The sequence below is a fragment of the Streptosporangium sp. NBC_01469 genome, from assembly GCF_036227305.1.
In the GTDB taxonomy this organism is placed as follows: domain Bacteria; phylum Actinomycetota; class Actinomycetes; order Streptosporangiales; family Streptosporangiaceae; genus Streptosporangium.
The window spans coordinates 2,314,029-2,330,330 of the sequence record NZ_CP109465.1 but is presented as its reverse complement, the minus strand read 5'-3'; the positions used below and the strand labels follow the sequence as shown (position 1 = coordinate 2,330,330).

17 protein-coding genes are annotated in these 16,302 nt (G+C 69.1%); 9 read left to right on the top strand and 8 right to left on the bottom strand.

Features of this window, described 5'->3' with window-relative positions; all coding sequences use genetic code 11:
- Positions 1-17: 17 nt before the first annotated feature.
- On the bottom strand, positions 18-602 hold the full coding sequence (locus tag OG587_RS10595; RefSeq protein WP_329089187.1) for a TetR/AcrR family transcriptional regulator: 585 nt from the start codon (positions 600-602) through the stop codon (positions 18-20).
- A gap of 184 nt (positions 603-786) precedes the next feature.
- Here OG587_RS10595 and OG587_RS10590 point away from each other — a divergent pair, with 184 nt between their 5' ends.
- Both OG587_RS10590 and OG587_RS10585 read left to right on the top strand, forming a co-directional pair.
- On the top strand, positions 787-1,731 hold the full coding sequence (locus OG587_RS10590) for an SDR family NAD(P)-dependent oxidoreductase (RefSeq protein WP_329089185.1): 945 nt from the start codon (positions 787-789) through the stop codon (positions 1,729-1,731).
- Between the two features lie 120 nt (positions 1,732-1,851).
- Entirely contained in the window at positions 1,852-2,286 is a 435-nt protein-coding gene (locus OG587_RS10585) for a VOC family protein (protein ID WP_329089183.1), read from the top strand.
- Positions 2,287-2,483: 197 nt separating this feature from the next.
- Here the strand turns inward: OG587_RS10585 and OG587_RS10580 are convergent, their stop codons facing one another.
- Entirely contained in the window at positions 2,484-3,284 is an 801-nt protein-coding gene (locus tag OG587_RS10580) for an alpha/beta fold hydrolase (protein WP_329089181.1), read from the bottom strand.
- Positions 3,285-3,425: 141 nt separating this feature from the next.
- Between OG587_RS10580 and OG587_RS10575 the strand changes: the two genes are divergently transcribed.
- From OG587_RS10575 to OG587_RS10560, 4 genes are all read left to right on the top strand, one after another.
- A complete protein-coding gene (locus tag OG587_RS10575) occupies positions 3,426-4,019 on the top strand; it encodes a TetR/AcrR family transcriptional regulator (protein ID WP_329089178.1) in 594 nt (197 codons plus the stop codon).
- Between the two features lie 100 nt (positions 4,020-4,119).
- A complete protein-coding gene (locus OG587_RS10570) occupies positions 4,120-4,785 on the top strand; it encodes a 50S ribosomal protein L11 methyltransferase (protein ID WP_329089176.1) in 666 nt (221 codons plus the stop codon).
- A gap of 254 nt (positions 4,786-5,039) precedes the next feature.
- Positions 5,040-6,179, top strand: a complete 1,140-nt coding sequence (locus OG587_RS10565) for a sensor histidine kinase (protein WP_329089174.1) — start codon at positions 5,040-5,042, stop codon at positions 6,177-6,179.
- On the top strand, positions 6,176-6,832 hold the full coding sequence (locus OG587_RS10560) for a response regulator transcription factor (protein WP_329089172.1): 657 nt from the start codon (positions 6,176-6,178) through the stop codon (positions 6,830-6,832). The genes OG587_RS10565 and OG587_RS10560 overlap by 4 nt, the downstream gene beginning before the upstream one ends.
- Here OG587_RS10560 and OG587_RS10555 read toward each other — a convergent pair.
- Positions 6,822-7,433, bottom strand: a complete 612-nt coding sequence (locus OG587_RS10555) for a DUF2306 domain-containing protein (RefSeq protein ID WP_329089170.1) — start codon at positions 7,431-7,433, stop codon at positions 6,822-6,824. The genes OG587_RS10560 and OG587_RS10555 overlap by 11 nt on opposite strands.
- A 365-nt stretch (positions 7,434-7,798) precedes the next feature.
- Between OG587_RS10555 and OG587_RS10550 the strand changes: the two genes are divergently transcribed.
- Entirely contained in the window at positions 7,799-8,800 is a 1,002-nt protein-coding gene (locus tag OG587_RS10550; protein WP_329089167.1) for an NAD(P)-dependent alcohol dehydrogenase, read from the top strand.
- A 222-nt stretch (positions 8,801-9,022) separates the two neighbouring features.
- Here the strand turns inward: OG587_RS10550 and OG587_RS10545 are convergent, their stop codons facing one another.
- Both OG587_RS10545 and OG587_RS10540 read right to left on the bottom strand, forming a co-directional pair.
- Complete coding sequence (locus OG587_RS10545) at positions 9,023-9,577, bottom strand: hypothetical protein (RefSeq protein ID WP_329089166.1); 555 nt, start codon at positions 9,575-9,577, stop codon at positions 9,023-9,025.
- A 47-nt stretch (positions 9,578-9,624) separates the two neighbouring features.
- Positions 9,625-10,332: a hypothetical protein gene (locus OG587_RS10540; RefSeq protein ID WP_329089165.1), complete on the bottom strand. Its 708-nt coding sequence runs from the start codon at positions 10,330-10,332 to the stop codon at positions 9,625-9,627.
- 22 nt (positions 10,333-10,354) lie between these two features.
- Between OG587_RS10540 and OG587_RS10535 the strand changes: the two genes are divergently transcribed.
- Complete coding sequence (locus OG587_RS10535) at positions 10,355-11,656, top strand: hypothetical protein (protein ID WP_329089164.1); 1,302 nt, start codon at positions 10,355-10,357, stop codon at positions 11,654-11,656.
- 326 nt (positions 11,657-11,982) lie between these two features.
- Here the strand turns inward: OG587_RS10535 and OG587_RS10530 are convergent, their stop codons facing one another.
- Positions 11,983-13,362 carry an IS1380 family transposase gene (locus tag OG587_RS10530; RefSeq protein WP_329089163.1) on the bottom strand — a complete coding sequence of 460 codons (1,380 nt, stop codon included), beginning with the start codon at positions 13,360-13,362 and terminating at the stop codon, positions 11,983-11,985.
- A gap of 140 nt (positions 13,363-13,502) precedes the next feature.
- Between OG587_RS10530 and OG587_RS10525 the strand changes: the two genes are divergently transcribed.
- On the top strand, positions 13,503-14,294 hold the full coding sequence (locus tag OG587_RS10525) for a neutral zinc metallopeptidase (RefSeq protein ID WP_329089162.1): 792 nt from the start codon (positions 13,503-13,505) through the stop codon (positions 14,292-14,294).
- Between the two features lie 133 nt (positions 14,295-14,427).
- On the opposite strand, the gene OG587_RS10520 is transcribed toward OG587_RS10525, so the two are convergent.
- Entirely contained in the window at positions 14,428-15,252 is an 825-nt protein-coding gene (locus OG587_RS10520) for a hypothetical protein (RefSeq protein WP_329089161.1), read from the bottom strand.
- Positions 15,253-15,606: 354 nt separating this feature from the next.
- Positions 15,607-16,260: a hypothetical protein gene (locus tag OG587_RS10515; RefSeq protein ID WP_329089160.1), complete on the bottom strand. Its 654-nt coding sequence runs from the start codon at positions 16,258-16,260 to the stop codon at positions 15,607-15,609.
- Positions 16,261-16,302: the final 42 nt, after the last annotated feature.

Genomic DNA, 16,302 nt, shown 5'->3' with positions numbered 1-16,302 from the left:
GCCGACCGTCTCCCGGGTCAGGGTGCGGCGGGGGCGCGATAGCGCAGCCCGTCCATCAGCAGGTCGAGCAGGCGGCGGGCCTGGTCACGCTGCTCGGGCTCGCCCGCGGCGAGGGACACACCGCCCATGCTCGCGAGCACGTCGATCGGCTCGACGTCCGACCGCACGGTCCCGGCGGCTGCGGCGGCCCGCAGCAGCGTCGCGATCGCCTCGACGAGCCGGTCGAGGCTCTGCGCGTACGGATTCCCGCCGGACGCGATGACCACGCGCAACGCGTCGGCCATGCCGCGCTTGGTCGTCATGTAGTCGACGAAGTGATCCATCCAGGCGCGCGTCGCCTCGTCCGGCGGCATGCTCCCCAGCAGGTCCGACACGACGTCGCACAGCCTGTTCAGCTCGCTGCGGTACGCCTCCTCGATGAGCGCCTCGCGGGTGGGGAAATGGCGGTAGAGCGTACCGATGCCGACCCCCGCGGCCTTCGCGATCGCGTCGAGCGTCACGTCCGGCCCGTCGTGGGAGAACGCGCGCACGGCGGCCTCGAGCAGCCGGTCGCGGTTGCGCCGCGCGTCGGCGCGTAGCGGTCGGGGGCCGGTGGCCGGCACGGTTTCTCCTCGTCAGTCCGTCTGGACGTGGCAGTCGGCGATCTTGACGCCGAGGGTGATTTGCTAAACGGAGGAAACTCCGCTTAGAGTCGTTCGTAGTGGAGGCTCCTCCGTTTGCACATCGTACCGGCTGGACCTTCCGTACGCATCGCCGAGCAAACCGCCAAGCAGGACGGGCAGGATCATGACTGAGACCACACGCATCACCACGCCGTTCACCGCGGCCTCCACCGCCGCCGAGGTCGTGGACGGCGTCGACCTCACCGGCCGCCGCGTCATCGTGACCGGCGGGGCGTCCGGCATCGGCGTCGAGACCGCACGGGCGCTCGCCGGAGCGGGCGCGGAGGTGACCCTGGCGGTACGCGACCTCGACGCGGGAGAGCGCACCGCGAACGACATCATCGCGACCACCGGCAACAAGCAGGTCCTCGTCGCCCCGCTGGACCTCGCCGACCAGGCGTCCGTGGCGTCGTTCACGGCCGCGTGGGACGGCCCGCTGCACATCCTCGTCAACAACGCCGGCGTGATGGCCTCGCCCGAGACCCGCACGCCGGAGGGCTGGGAGCTGCAGTTCGCCACCAACCACCTCGGCCACTTCGCGCTCGCCACCGGACTGCACCCGGCACTCGCGGCGGCCGGTGACGCCCGCGTCGTGTCGGTCAGTTCGGGCGCGCACCTGCGCTCGCCGGTCGTCTTCGAGGACATCCACTTCAGGGAGCGCGCGTACGAGCCGTGGGCCGCCTACGGCCAGTCCAAGACGGCCAACGTGCTGTTCGCGGTCGAGGCGACGAAGCGCTGGGCGAGCGACGGCATCACCGTCAACGCGCTCATGCCCGGCGGCATCCGGACCAACCTTCAGCGGCACATCACCCAGGAGGAACTCGACCGGGCGATCGCGGCGGCCAGGGGCACGGGCATCACGTGGAAGACGCCCGAGCAGGGTGCCGCCACGTCCGTGCTGGTCGCGACGTCGCCGCTGCTCGAAGGCGTCGGCGGGCGCTACTTCGAGGACTGCAACGAGGCGGTCCCGAACCAGCCCGGCTCCCCCAACGGTGTCGCCGCGTACGCGCTCGACCCCGAGGCGGCCGCCCGGCTCTGGCAGGTGTCCGTCGAAACGCTCGGCCGGTAACCGCCACCGACTCGCCGACCTCTGACCTCCGACCTCCGGCGTGAACCCCGGAACACTGGGGACGAATCCGGTAGCCCGGCCGTGTGGCGCCCGGCGCCCCTCGAAAAGGTAGGAGTCCGGATGAACACGACAGGCTCATCACCGATCCCGCGGTTCCACCTGGCCGTTCCCGTCGACGACCTGGAGGCGGCCGGCAGGTTCTACGGCGAGATACTGGGCTGTGAGCGGGGCCGCAGCGCGGACACCTGGACCGACTGGAACCTGCGCGGCCACCAGTTCGTCACGCACCTCGCACCCGGCCGCGGGCGCGAGGTGCGCAACCCGGTCGACGGCCACGACGTACCGGTCCCGCATTTCGGGCTGATTCTCACGGTTCCGCAGTTCCACGAACTGGCCGACCGGTTCAGGGCGGCGGGCACCGCGTTCGTCATCGAACCCTATCTGCGCTTCGAGGGGCAGCCCGGCGAGCAGTGGACGATGTTCCTGCACGACCCGGCCGGAAACGCCCTGGAGTTCAAGGCGTTCGCCGACGACTCGCAGATCTTCGCGGTCTGATCTGCCCCTTCGCGGCTCAACCCGCCTCCTTCACGACCTGGCCTGCCCCCCGTGCGGCCCGGCGGCCGGCTGCTGGGCTCCGGGCTCGGATTCGAGTGGAACAGGCACCCATCCGCTGTCACTCGTCACCCGTCGGCAGTCGAATCCGCCGCCCATGAGGGCTTCGAGCAGGGCTTCGCGGGTCCGGCCCTCCCCGGTCAGCTCTGACGCGGGCCCGCCACCGAGGTGAGGAACTCGCGGACGACCCTGACGAATCCGGCGGGGTCGTTGGCGTAGACGAAGTGGTCGGTGTCCAGCTCGGCGAGGCGGGTGCCCGGACGCCGCTCGATCATGGCTCGGGCCTGGTCGGCGGGGATGACGCCCTGGGTACCCCGGACCAGCAGGGCGGGACAGGTGCCGGCCAGCCAGTCGTCCCAGTGGTCGCCGTGGACCAGGTCTTCCGAGTCGACCATGTCCTGGGGGTGGAAGGGCAGCCGCCAGGTGCCGTCGGCGTTCTCACGCAACGCGTCGGCGAAGAAGGGGGCCGCCTGGCCGAGCCCTTCGATGAGCGCCTGGCGGGTGGGGGCCTGGGTGCGCAGGGTGAGGACGAAGGCCAGCGGGTTGGGGCCGTGCGGATCGAGCGAGACCGGCCCCTCGGCGTTGACCAGGGCCTCGACCCGGTCGGGGTGGCGGGCGGCGAACTGGTAGGCGTTGATGCCCCCCAGCGAATGGCCCAGGATCGTGATCCGGTCGAGGCCGAGGTGGTCCAGCAGGGCGAGGATGTCGTCGAGGTAGCCCTGGCGCGAGTAGTCGGCCGCCCGGTCGGAGTCGCCGTGGCCGCGCTGGTCGGGAGCGATGACGCGCCAGCCGGGAGCCAGCCCGGCGGCCAGGTCGGCGAAATCGGCGCCTTCGGACATGTGGCCGTGCAGGGCGAGCAGGGGGCGGCCCAGGTGGCCGAAGTCGAGGTAGGACAGGCGGCGGCCGTCGATACGCAACTCGGCGCGGATGGAATCGGTCACGGTGGGCCTCCCGAGGGTCGTTGCCTGCGATGTCAGCGACCATAGGACGGATTTGGGCATTTGCGCAAGGCGTTTGCCTTAGGCTTTTGCCTTAGGCGCTCGCATAGCGCGCCCGCTCCAGACGCCGATAGCATGCCCGGCATGGGAAATCGCGAGGATCTGCTGGCGGGGGCCCGGCGCTGCCTGGTGGAGAAGGGGTGGGCGCGCACCACCATCCGTGACATCACGGCCGCCGCGGGCGGGGTCAGCATGGCCGCCATCGGTTACCACTTCGGCTCGCGCGAGGCGCTGTTGAACGCGGCCCTCATCGAGGCCATCGACGAGTGGGGCACCGAGACCGGCCGCACCCTGTCCGGCTACGCCGAGCCGGGCGCCGGTCCGGCCGAACAGTACGAGGCCATGTGGGAGAGGATCATCGAGTCCTTCACCGCTCACCGGCCGCTGTGGATCGCCAGCCTTGAGGCCCTCCTGCAAGCCGAGCACTATCCCGAGCTGCGGCAACACCTGGCTCGCGGCCAGCGCGAGGGCCGTCGAGGGCTGGCGGCGATCCTGGCGGGCGTCGAGGAGGACGCGGTCGGGGACGACATGACACGCACCCTTGGCGCGGCGCAGCTGGCCCTGATGAGCGGCGTCATGACGCAGTGGCTCCTCGATCCCGAGCAGGCACCGTCCGCGGCCCAGGTGGTGGCCGGGCTGCGGGCCATCGTGGCGAGCACCGCCCCCGAGGCGAAGTGACGGCGACCCCCGGAGCCGTACGGGCCTCCGTTATGACGATCTTGGGGTGGGTAGGATTTCCGCCTGACCACGGACTGTCGTCTCGACAACCGTGAATCCCATGGGTGACGCGAGATCGGAGGATCGGGTGGACATTGACCGCTGGGTCGCGGTCGGCCGCGACCTTGAGTCGAGCCCGGCCGTTCACCGGCCGTCGTCCTTCTCCGCGCTGCTGGCCGCGACCATGGGCGACTGCGGGGGAAAGGTCGTCATCGACGCCGGATGCGGTGCCGGTCTGGTCACCCTGGCGGCACTCTCGGCGGGGGCCGTTCACGTGGTGGCCCAGGACTACGACCCCGCGGCACTGGCCGACACGGCCCGCAACGTGGAGCGGTTCATCGGACCGGACGCGAGAAGGCGGCTGAGCCTGTGGGAGGCCGACTGGAGCCTTCTCGGCCCGATGCGCGCGGATCTGCTGGCGGTCAATCCGCCCCAGCGTCCGTCGTCGCTACTTCCCGAGGTGGATCCCGAGTTGCGGCACCTCCACGAGGGAGGGGGCCAGGACGGTCTGGACGGGATGCGGCTGGTGCTGGCCCACGCGGGCGCCACCCGGGTCCGCACCACCGCGGCCGGCGTGCTCAAGCTGGCCGACGCCGAGATCCCGGGGTGGAGCGAGCCGCTGATCGTGGCGAGCGCCGAGATCCCGTACGACGCGGCGTGGCGGACGATCGTTCCCAGCCTGCGTGACCGGGTGTCCGTGTGGGAGTTCGAGCGACTGAAGGCGTGACGAGGAAGGTGCCGCCGAGACGGCGGTGACCACGGGGAACCCCCGGGGGCCTCCGGATACTCGCCGGTCTTCCCGCGCGACGTACTCGCAGGTCTTCCCGCGCGACGTACTCGCTGATCCTCCGTGCGACGTACTCGCCGGCCTTTCCCGCGACGTACTCGCCGGTCCCCCGCGCGACGGCCGGAGCGTCAGGGAAGGCGTCTCTCGTACTTTGGGCCGATCCGGATCGGTACGGGCTCTCGTACCATGATGAGGTGCTCCCCCTTGTTCGATCCGTGTGGGACGAGCCCCGTCCCCCCAACCCGCCGGTACGGGTGTGGCGGGACTGGGCGCTGGTGGGGCTGCTCGCGCCGATCGCACTGCTCGAAGGATTGCTGCGGCCGGATCTCTCGTGGCGGGTCGTCTCGGTGGCGGTCACCATCGGGCTGATACCCACGCTGTTGTGGCGCCGGAGCAGGCCGCTGCCGGTGGTCGCGATCGTCTTCGTCACCACGAGCCTGGCCCCGCTGCTGACAGGCGGGGACTCCGCCGAGACGTACACGATGGGATATCTGCTGATCGTGGTGTACGCGCTGGTCCGGTGGGGATCGGGGCGCGAGGTCGTGATCGGGTTGACGATCATGCTCGTCGCGGTCTACCTCTCGATCGCCTTCGACCGCCTCGCCCCCGCCGACGTGGTCGCCGCGTTCGCCGTCATGTTCTCGGCCGTCGCCCTGGGTGGGGCGTTCCGATACCGGGCGAGGGCAAGGATGCGCGAGCTCGACCAGGTCAAGCTGCTCGAACGCGAGCAGCTGGCCCGCGACCTGCACGACACCGTCGCCCATCACGTCTCGGCGATGGCGATCCGCGCCCAGGCGGGCATCGCCACCTCTGCGTCGCGGCCGAGCGCCGCGACCGAGGCACTCCACGTGATCGAGGCCGAGGCGTCGCGCGCCCTCGCCGAGATGCGCGCCATGGTCCGCGTCCTCCGCCGGGACCAACCGGCGAACCTGGCGCCCGGCCGGCGCGTCACCGATCTCCGGCAGCTCGCGGACCAGGGCCCGTCCGGTCCGTCCGTCGACGTGGAGATCTCGGGCGACCTCGACGACCTCCCCCCTTCGGTCGAGGCGGCGATCTACCGCCTCGCCCAGGAGGCGGTCACCAACGCCCGGCGGCACGCTCGTCACGCCACCCGCGTCGAGGTCCGGGTCACCGCCGACGACACGTCGGTGTACCTGCGCGTGAGCGACGACGGCGACACCGGTTCCATCCGCCCGCCCGGACCGCCGGGGTACGGGCTCATCGGCATGGTCGAACGCGCCGACCTGCTCGGCGGCACCTGCGAGGCGGGCCCGGACTCCGATCGAGGCTGGACCGTCACCGCCGCGCTGCCCCGGTCCGGGGCGGCGGAATGAGCATCCGGGTGCTCGTCGCCGACGACCAGGAGATCGTCCGTACCGGGCTCGCGATGATTCTCGACGCCCAGCCGGACATCGAGGTCATCGGCGAGGCCGCCGACGGGCGGCGAGCCGTCGAGCTCGCGCGGCGCCTGCGCCCCGACGTGTGCCTGTTCGACATTCGCATGCCGGGCATCGACGGCATCCAGGCCACCCGTCTCCTCGCCGGACCGGCCGTCGACGACCCCCTCGCCGTCGTCGTCATCACCACTTTCGACCTCGACGAATACGTCTACGCCGCCCTGAGGGCCGGGGCCCGGGGTTTCCTGCTCAAGGACGCGGGCACCGTCCTGCTCTCCCAGGCCGTCCACGCCGCCGCCAACGGCGACGCGCTCATCGCCCCGAGCATCACCGCGCGGCTGCTCGGCGCCTTCGCCGAGGCCGGGCCCGCCTCACCGCCGCTGCGGCCCGTCGAGGCGCTCACGGACCGGGAGGAACAGATTCTCGTCACCGTGGCACGGGGACGGACCAACAGCGAGATCGCCGGTGAGTTCCACATCTCCCTCAGCACCGTCAAGTCCCACATCGCCAGCCTGATGGCCAAGCTCGGCGCCCGCAACCGCGTCGAGATCGCCATATGGGCCTACGAGACCAGGCGCGTCAGGAGCTGATCCGGGCGCGGGGCCGCCTACGGATGATCCACTCGGCCACGGCGAGGTTGATCACCCAACCGGCGGCCACGAGCAACGCCCTGCTGAACTCGCCGGGCGTGCCGACGATCAGAAACCAGGGCAGGTGGGTCAGCGCCTGCGTGCCCGCGCCCAGCGCGATCGCGTATCCGCGGATCATCCAGGCGCGGTGCCGGGTGAAGTCCCGCCGCCGAATCGCGGCGAGGCCGAGAACGATGGACAGGACCATGGCCGAGCCGAACACAAGCCGGAAGACGGCGAGGAGATCACCGTCACCGGGCGGGCGGGCGTAGAACAGGGTCATCCACAGACCGGAAAGCGCCGCGACCAGTCCGCTCGGGACCAGAAGCCGCCCGGCGGCGCGGTGCCAGCCGGGCCTGCGGCGACGGAAACCCGGGGCGAACTGGAAGGCCCCCAGAAGGCTGTACAGGCTGACGCTGAAGATGTGCAGCACCACGGGCACCGGCGCCGCGAAGAACCGCGCGTTCTCCGGCGTGACCGTCGCGCCACCGGTCAGCTCCGTCAGGCGGACGGCGCCGGCGACCAGCGGAACGACGCTGAGCAGGATCAGCCCGGCGGGCACGAGCCTGTCCGCCCTGGAGGAGGAGACTTTTCCGTTCCGGCCATCCGCCGGTCCGCCGCTCCGCGGCTGTCGCGGAGACGGGCGATGTCCCGTCGTGCTCTGGTTGGTCATGTCCCGATCGTGACGGCTCGGACGGGGGCGGTTCATCGCCAGAACGGTCAGAACCAAGGTGGCCGATCATCCACCGATCGGGCGTACTTTCGGCTGATGAGCCCTTCGCGGAGCTCTTCTACATTGATTTTCGTGGCACGAGACACGCGCTCGACGCCATCCGGCCGGCGCCTCCGACTCACCGACGCCGGCCACGACGTCGGTCCGCGAGTACGAGCTCCCGGACGCTCCCGGCGGTCCCGTACCCACCCGCGATGGATGAGGAGAATGCGTTGAAAGCGTTCGTCCTGCGCTCGTACGGCTCACCTGACGTCCTCGATCTGACGGACATCGACAAACCCGTTCCCGGCGACGAGGAGATACTCGTCCGGGTCCGCGCCACCTCCGTCCAGCCCTACGACTGGCACCACATGAGAGGCGAGCCGTACGTCGCTCGCCTGATGGGCGGCCTCGGGCTGCGCAAGCCGAGGATCAGCATCCTGGGTGCCGACATGGCGGGGCAGGTCGAGGCCGTCGGCAGGAACGTGACGGGTTTCCGCCCCGGTGACGAGGTGTTCGCGCTGCTCAAGCAGGGCGGCTTCGCCGAGTACGTGTGCGTCGGGCAGGACGAGCTGGCGCCGAAACCGAAGAACCTGTCGTACGAGCAGGCGGCGGCGGTACCGATGGCGGCCGTCACCGCCCTGCTGGGCCTGCGCGACGAGGGACGGATCCAGCCGGGGCAGCGGGTCCTCGTCAACGGGGCCTCGGGAGGTGTGGGGACGTTCGCGGTACAGCTCGCCCGGGCGTTCGGCGCGAAGGTCACCGGCGTCTGCGGTCCGAGGAACGTGGACCTGGTCCGATCGATCGGCGCGGACGAGGTCATCGACTACACCAAGGAGGACTTCACCCGGAACGGGCAGCGCTACGATCTCCTGCTGGACATCGCGGGAGGCCGCCCGGCGTCGGCGTGCCGTCGGGCGTTGACTCCCAAGGGGACCTACGTCATCGTCGGCGGACCGGGCGGCCGATGGCTGCGCCCCGTCGGTCACATGTTCTCGGCGTTCGCGGCCTCGCCCTTCGTGTCCCAGAGGACGGCCAGGGCGGACGCGGTCGGATGCGCGGAGAAGAAACGGAACCTGATGACGCTGACCGAGCTCATCGAGGCCGGGAAGGTCACCCCGGTCATCGACCGGGGCTACCCGTTCGAGGAGATCCGGACGGCCGTCCGATACCAGGAAGAGGGGCACTCGCCGGGAAAGGTCGTCATCACGGTCTGAGACACCGCCCCCGCCGCACGCACGACGATCACCTCCCGCGGGCGGCCCGGGACACCGGGCCGGTACGCCTCCGCGGGGGGATGGCGTCTCGTCCCGTGGCACCGCCCCGACTGAAGGGGAAAACCGCGCGTAGGACGTGTCTATGTGTCGTTTCCAGGCCGTCCGCGTCGAATGCCGCCATTGATCCACTCGCGGCCTGCCCACGGACAAAATCACGCGTGCCTAAATCACCACGGGCCCCCATATCGGGGAGAGGCACGGCAGGTGGGCCGAGCGGTAGAGCACGACGATCAGGGCCAGGACGGCCGCGAACCAGACGACGGGCAGGACAGGTCCCAGGTCGGCGTAGCCGTACCCGACCAGCATGCCGAGCACTCCCAGGCTGACGACGGCCCAGCGCAGCACGTCGAGGAGGGCGACCCTGGAGATGTCTCCGCGGGGACGGATCTGCCTGATGACGGCGTCGGCGGACAGCCAGACGGTGATCAGGGCACCGGCTGTGTTGGCGATGCCGATCCCGTGCTCGACGGGGGAGAGCGTCAGGAGACCGTTCGAGGGCGCGCCGGAGACGACCATGGCGGCGAGCGAGGCGCAGAGCGTCGCGACGGCGAAGGACCTGGCCCGGCCGAAGGGGTCGTCGGCGGACCGCTGCAGCTGGGACAGTCCGGACACGCACAGGAACCATCCGACGGGGTCGAACAGCAGGTCGAGGCCGTTGAGACGGAAGGCGCAGAAGGCGAAGAGGAAACCGGTGGCGATCTTCGTGACGGGCAGCACGCGTCACAACCTCCCAGGTTTGTCGTTGTCCATGGATGAGCCGGCCGTCAGGGCCACTCCGGGCTCACCGCGTCATTGCAGACCTCGGTGGCGAGACCTCGCTGCCAGGCGACCTGCAGCCTCTCTCCGGGTCCTGTCAGCTCCCATGAGTCCCCCATCACCTCCACCGATCCCGAGCCCATCCAGGTTCTGTAGGTGAATTCGACCGGCTGGGGCTCGTGTGGCACCGCCGCGCAGTCGGTGATGACAACGCGCCTCTTCAGGGTCTTCACACCACCGCTCGCCACGGTGAGCGGGGAACGTACCTTTTTCTCCTCGTCGGCGGGCAGCAGGAGAATCCCCGGTATCTTCGCCGAGACACCGGTGAGGGTGAAGGGGACCGGCCCGTCGTTTTCAACCTCGATATCCACGGTGGTGGACAGGACGCCATTCTTGTCCACCTCCGCGTGGAGGAAGAAAGCATTGGTGCTCCACCGGATATGCGGGGTTATCGCTCCCGACCACCACAGAACCGCCGCGACGACCGTCAGCGTCAGGAAACCGGGCACCGCAATCCGTAACAGCGACCGCGCACGCCCGGCACGCCAGGTGGCGACGCCGAATTGCTGCCATATGTCGCCTGAAGTCATGATGTAAAACCATATACGGTGATATCTCGTGACGATACCTTCGATGATTTTCTGGTTGGCCGCGGTGATAACCGTGCTGGCAGCGGCCGTGCCGATCACATCGGAACGGCTCACCAGGTTCGCCACACTGATTGGCCTTTCCGTCACAATGGCCAACGCCCGCCAGGTCATCGACCATTTCACCGGCCTGCGCCGATGGCGGCTGATCGCCCTCACCGTCGCCGTCCCCTTGGCCTTCCTGACCGACGACCCGTTCTATCTGGTCCTGGGTTGGTGCGCCGTTTCCGTCTTCCGCGCCGTACGGTTACCGGCCCGGGTGCCGCATGCCCATGACGACGCGAAGATCTACCGAGGAGCATGGTTGCTCGGTTTGGGCGGCTCCGTGATGGCATGCGGTTATCTGCTGATCGACAGGGGGGCCACCCCGACGCGGCTGGCCCATGCCGTCATCGTGATCATCGTGGCCGCGGCCGTACCGCTCGCCGCCCGGAACCTGGCCGCCGAGCCGACATCCGAGGGATCGGACGACACGACCCGGGCCGAGCCGGCCATCCGCCGATGGTCGACACGAAACCTCTACCTCGCGGGAACCGCGATCGTGCTGTCGGGCGCGCTGCTCACGCCCTGGCAGCCGCCACAGCGGGAACTGTCCGAATACTCGATGCCCAGGCCGTTCCCGAAGCAGACGGCCGAGTTCACGACGGTGGACGAATACAAGGGGCCCACCTGTCCGTGGATCGACGAGGTGGACAGCCCCTGCCGGTCGTGGCTGGTGAACGGGGAGCCGTTTCCGCAGGCCGCGCCGTACGTCATCAGGAAGGGCGGAGCACCCGAGCGGGCGCCGTTCGTGCGCAGCCCCGACAAGAAGGCCGTCGTCTATCTGGACAGGCACGATCGCCGCATGGTGTACCAGGACACCGACGGCATCCGCCATCTCACCGGCCCCCTGGCCGACACCGAGGTGCCCACGCCCACGTTCGCCGGCCAGAGCAGGTACGTCACCCTGACCAGGGACGGCACGCGGATCACCGACACCAGGACCTGGACCACGGTGTCGGTCCCCGGTGTTCGAAAGGTCCACGACCTCAACAAGAGCGGGATCGTGGTCACGACGGCCTCCGAGGTGCTCGTGCTCGACCATCGGGGAAGGACACGAATGGACCTTCCCCTCAGGAAGATCGAGGACGACGCTCCCGAGGACACGTACCACCTCCGGCAGGACGGAAGGCGTTTCGTGGCCATCCGGGGCCGTGAGATGAGTGTCGAGACCTTCGCCCCGGAGACCGGCAGGCGCCTGTCCAAGGTCACTCCCACGTTCCCCGGCGACGACTTCCTTGAGATCGGCCTCGGCTGGTCGAAGGAGGGCCCCTTCCTGGTCCGCGGCTACCAGAGCGAACGTGTCTACTACCTCGAACTGGCGACGGGCAAGCTCTGGAGACGTGACAGGTGAACCACGGACACCGGACACATTGGGCGATCAAGGGCCCTGATCCGAGTGGTTACCCGCCGGCCCGTGATGACTTCCCGCGGCTTGTTCGAAATGAAGCGGATCAGGATTCTCGGCGGAAAAGTACACATATCACCACGAAAGACCGACTTTATGGTTTCTTAGCCTCGATGTTTCGTGATGTTGGTCGGGTCGCGTAGCGAGCCGACCAACTGATGCTTTTCAGTCGCCTGTCAGCCCGGCGGCCCGACTTTCGCGTCGGGTGGGCGGGGTTCCACGAGCCCGGGCCTGTGCTCCTTCCTGGGGTTATCGGGACGAGTCGGCGTTGGTCAGGGTGCGGGCAGGGTCTGCAGGCGCGTGACCGCAACGGTGATCAGACCAGCCCAACGCCATCGCCCGGCCAAGCGGAGCCGTACTCTTCTGCCGCCTCTGACCAGGCGTCCGGCGACCGAGAACAGGCGCAGGCGCAGCCGTTTGGGTTCCCACCGGCGAGCCGGGTCACCCTGGAGAGCCAGTAACTGAGTCCAGGCGGTCAGCTCACAGGCCAGAGCGACCAGCTCAAGCCAGACCTGGTTGGCGGCGAACCCGTGCAGCGGCAGATTACGCAGGCCGGTGTCCTTGGCCGCCCGGATCCGGTCCTCGCAGCGGGCCCGCCGCCGATGCCGCAACTCCAGATCGGCGAGCTGGCCACGCCCGCCGCCGGGCCGGGTGCCGGTGACGAAACACGTGAAGCGGTGCCCGTCGATATCGGTGAACCGCAACTGCGCGCCCGGATGCGGGCGCTCCTTGCGGACGATGACCCGCATCCCCTTCGGCCAGGAGGAAAGGTCCAGCAGCCCGGTCAGCTCCGCCACCCACGCCCCGTCCCGGACCTGCCCGCCCGCGTCGTAGGCGACCTCCCACATGTCCTTCGGCAAGGCCAGGATCGCCGCGCAGATGTCCTCGGTCAGGGTGAACCCGATCGAGTACTTCAGGCGGCGGGCGCTCACCCAGGTGAGGAACTCGCGGGTGCCGCCCCCGCAGTCGGTGCGGATAAGAACCTGTTTGTGCAGATGGGCGGGCACCTGAGCCAGGGCCAGGCGTCCTGCGGTGATGTGGTCTTGCGCGGTGTTGGAGCCGGCGTTCCCGCCGCGCAGCAGCAGCGCCGCGGCCTCACCGGTCCCGCCCGGGCCGTGGTCGACGAACGCGGTCATCGGGTGGAACCCGAAACTCTTCTTCCAGGTCGGCGCCGCCGATTCCTTCTCCGAATGCGCGATCACGATGGTGGCGTCCAGGTCCACCGGGATCAGCGCGCCGTTCGCGCCCGGAGCGTGTTCTGCGGCGAGTCTCCAGACCCGTTCCCGTGCTGCCGCCCGCGCCGCGCGGATCAGGCGTAATGCTTTCGGCCCAGCCTCGGCCAGCGTGGTGACCAGGCGGGAGATCGTCGGGTCGGAGGCCACCGGCCCGAACAATTCCGGGGAGGAGCGCAGCACCGCCACATCGGACAGGCAATCCCCGCCCAGTGCGAGCGTGACCGCCAGATCGGTGATGGTCTTTCCCGGGTCATGGACCGCCCGGGGCTTGCGCCATCGGGACAGGGCTTGTGACAACCCGCGCTGCAGGCCGCTGACCCGCAGGGTCTCGACCAGCAGCAGCCCACCGGCCTGGCTGAGGATTCCCCGGCCGTCCGGTGACACGACGATCTTGTGGCTGGAAGCGGTAGTGTGCACGGGAAAAGTGCTCCGGAACTCGGCGCGGACAGGTCCTTCGACAAGTCCTATCCTCCCAGTTCAGAGAGCACTTTTCTTATGTAAACGATCTGATTCCCCGCAGCCCAGGCGAAAGCCCGAGGTTAGTAGGGTTCGCTGGCATGCGTACCCTTTTTGTGGCGTTGGCGATCGGCGCGCTCATGAGCACGTCCCTCATCGGAACCGCGAGCGCGGACTCGACAGGACCCGTACCGACCGGCACCGCCGCCTTGACCGGAAACCCGGTCTACAAGGCCGGCAAGTTCGTGCCCAAGACCTGCGAGGAGCCGACCATCCGGGGCGGCGATATCGAGTCCGTCCAGATTTATGCCGACAACATGGCGGCCTGCCTCGGCAGAGCATGGCAGACACAGTTGAAAAAGGCCGGGATCCCGTTCAGTAAACCGAAGGTCACGGTCGCTTACGGAGACCGGATCAAGACCGCCTGCGGTGTCTACCGTCCGGGCGACACGTTCGGCCTGTACTGCCAGAAAAACAGGACCGTCTACCTGATGGTCACCGAGTACGGCATAACGGGTGAGCTCGACTCGCCGGAGATGCTCGAAAGCCTGTCCATCGGATACGGCTACCATGTCCAGCGGCTGATCGGCGTTCTCGCCCAGGAGGCCAGAGCCGCGAAGAAGCTGTCCAGGACCGGGGCTCTCGCCCTGAGCAGCAAGGTCGCGCTGCAGAACATCTGCTTCACCGGCGCCTTCCTCGGGAGCGTCTGGGACTCCCTGGGCCACACCAAGGAGCACGGCTACGACTACCTCATCGACCGGCGCTCGGTGGAGAGCAGCGTCAAGGGAAACGGTACGACGAAGAACCGGATCCACTGGATGCGGCGCGGTTTCGACGCCCAGTCCCCCGGCGCCTGCAACACCTTCAAGGCTCCGGCGTCCAAGGTGGCCTGACCGGCCCGAGGAGATAACCACGGGGCGCCCGCCTCCAGGACCGGGATCGGCCACCCCGGGCGTGACCGCCCCACCCCGTAGGCCGGGCAGGGGCGGCCACGATCCCTGGCCCGGCGGCGGCGCGTTCCCGGGCCTAACCCCGGCCGCCGCCGCGGACGGTCGGCTCCCGGTTTCCCATGTTCTCCACCTTGCTCGCCGGGGGCGCCTTGACGGTCACCCGGCTCCCCCACCCGGTGTAACGGGTCTCGACGCTGAGCTGCCTGTCCTCCCCCACCGCCGCACTGACGTGGGTACTCCCCGGATAAACAGTGACCAGTCGCTGGGGAAGCTGGTCGGAGCCCAAGGTGAGCCTGAAGCGCAGCACCGCGGTCTTGCTCTCCCCGGACAGCCTGGTCAGGCTGACGTTCCGCATCCAGGGGGAGATCTTCTCAAGCGCGCCGAAGCTGATCGCGCCCGAGTAGGTGCGGCCCGTCCGCTTCCCCTTCGTGATCAGGGCCTTCAGGGTCGCCGGCTCGGCCACGTTCACCAGCTGGCTGTACCAGCCGCTGAAGCCGGCGTTCATACCGTGCGGGTGCTTGATCCAGGTCTTGCCCTTCGGCGGCGCCCAGACACCGCCGGAGTAATAGCTGGTGGTGCCGATCCTGATGGTCCGCTCCGGCTTGTCCACTATCCACGAGACGCCGAGGGGAATCTCGGCCCCGTCAGCGGTGCGCTTCGCGCTGGTGTCGGAGGCGACGATCCCGGCCCTGCCGAACTGGAAGGAACCGGTGCGCCTGAGGAAGGACGTGTTTCCCGTGAAGTCCAGCAGGGTGGTGACGTCGGTGAACTTCACTCCCTTGCCCACGGCGAACCGGCTCTTCAACACCGTGACCGGATCCGCGGCGGCGGCCTGGACAGGTGACACGGCCACGGATGTGGTGACCGTGGCCACGGCGATGCACGCGATCACTCGCTTCACAGTAATTTCCTCTCAACCTGATACGGAAAGGAAATCCTGCCGAACCTTGATCACGGGCACGTCTCAAAACCAGGGCTTCGGCGTAATGGGAATTTGTCCGTTCGCCTAATCGGGATCCCGGTAGTACCGGGGAAATTCCGGTCGGATATCACGATTCCAATTGGGAACCGAACTTCCCGAGTATCAGCGCGTGGCGCCCGAAACGGGCTTCTCGCCCGCGAGAACCTCCTTTGAGACCCACCCCGTTCGGGTTGTGGGCTTACGCGGCCCGCCCGCTCTCGGGGATCTCACGGAGTGAGGTGATCGACCGGCGTGCCGAGACGCTCGGCCACCCGGCCCGGCCGTACCGCCTGGTCACCTGTCACGTAGAAATCGCCGGCCCAGTACGCCGTACCACAGGATGATCGGCAGGTGAAGGGCGTACCCAAGCTGCTCCATCGCCACCGAGGGCCCCCTGGCGCCGGTCGTCCACGGAAGCGCGACCGCCACCAGTCCCAGGAGCGCGGCGATCACACCGACACGGCGAAGCCCCCCGGGCATCGGTACACCGGCCGCCGCGGCGACGGTGGCCGCGACCCACAGCAGCCCGGCCAGGTTGACCGTCCACTTGGCGGTGAGAAGTACCGCCGCGGCCACGGCGGCGCCCGTGGGGAGGGCGGTCAGCTGGGTCAGTGCCAGGTTGCCGGCGTCATGGAGCAGGCCCGCCAGCCCGGCGGCCGCCAGCAGCCCGCCGGCGAGCACCACCAGGTAGGGCTTGGGCGCCCCGGCGGAACCGGCGGCCATCACCAGCCCCGCGGCGGTCAGCGCCAGCCAGCCCAGCACGTCGAGGGCGAGCTCGGCCAGGTGCAACCCGACATGCTCGCCCACCGCGGCCAGCGCGACGGCGGGATCGGAAGGATTCAGGGTAAGCCCCGATGGCACCACGACGGCCGCACCGGCGACCATGGCGATAAGCGAGCTCAGCAGCAGTACACCGGTAAGCCGGTTTCCAGGGTTCGAGTCGGTCATGGACGGTGACGGTAGGACCCTGACGCAGGGACAAGGTCAAGC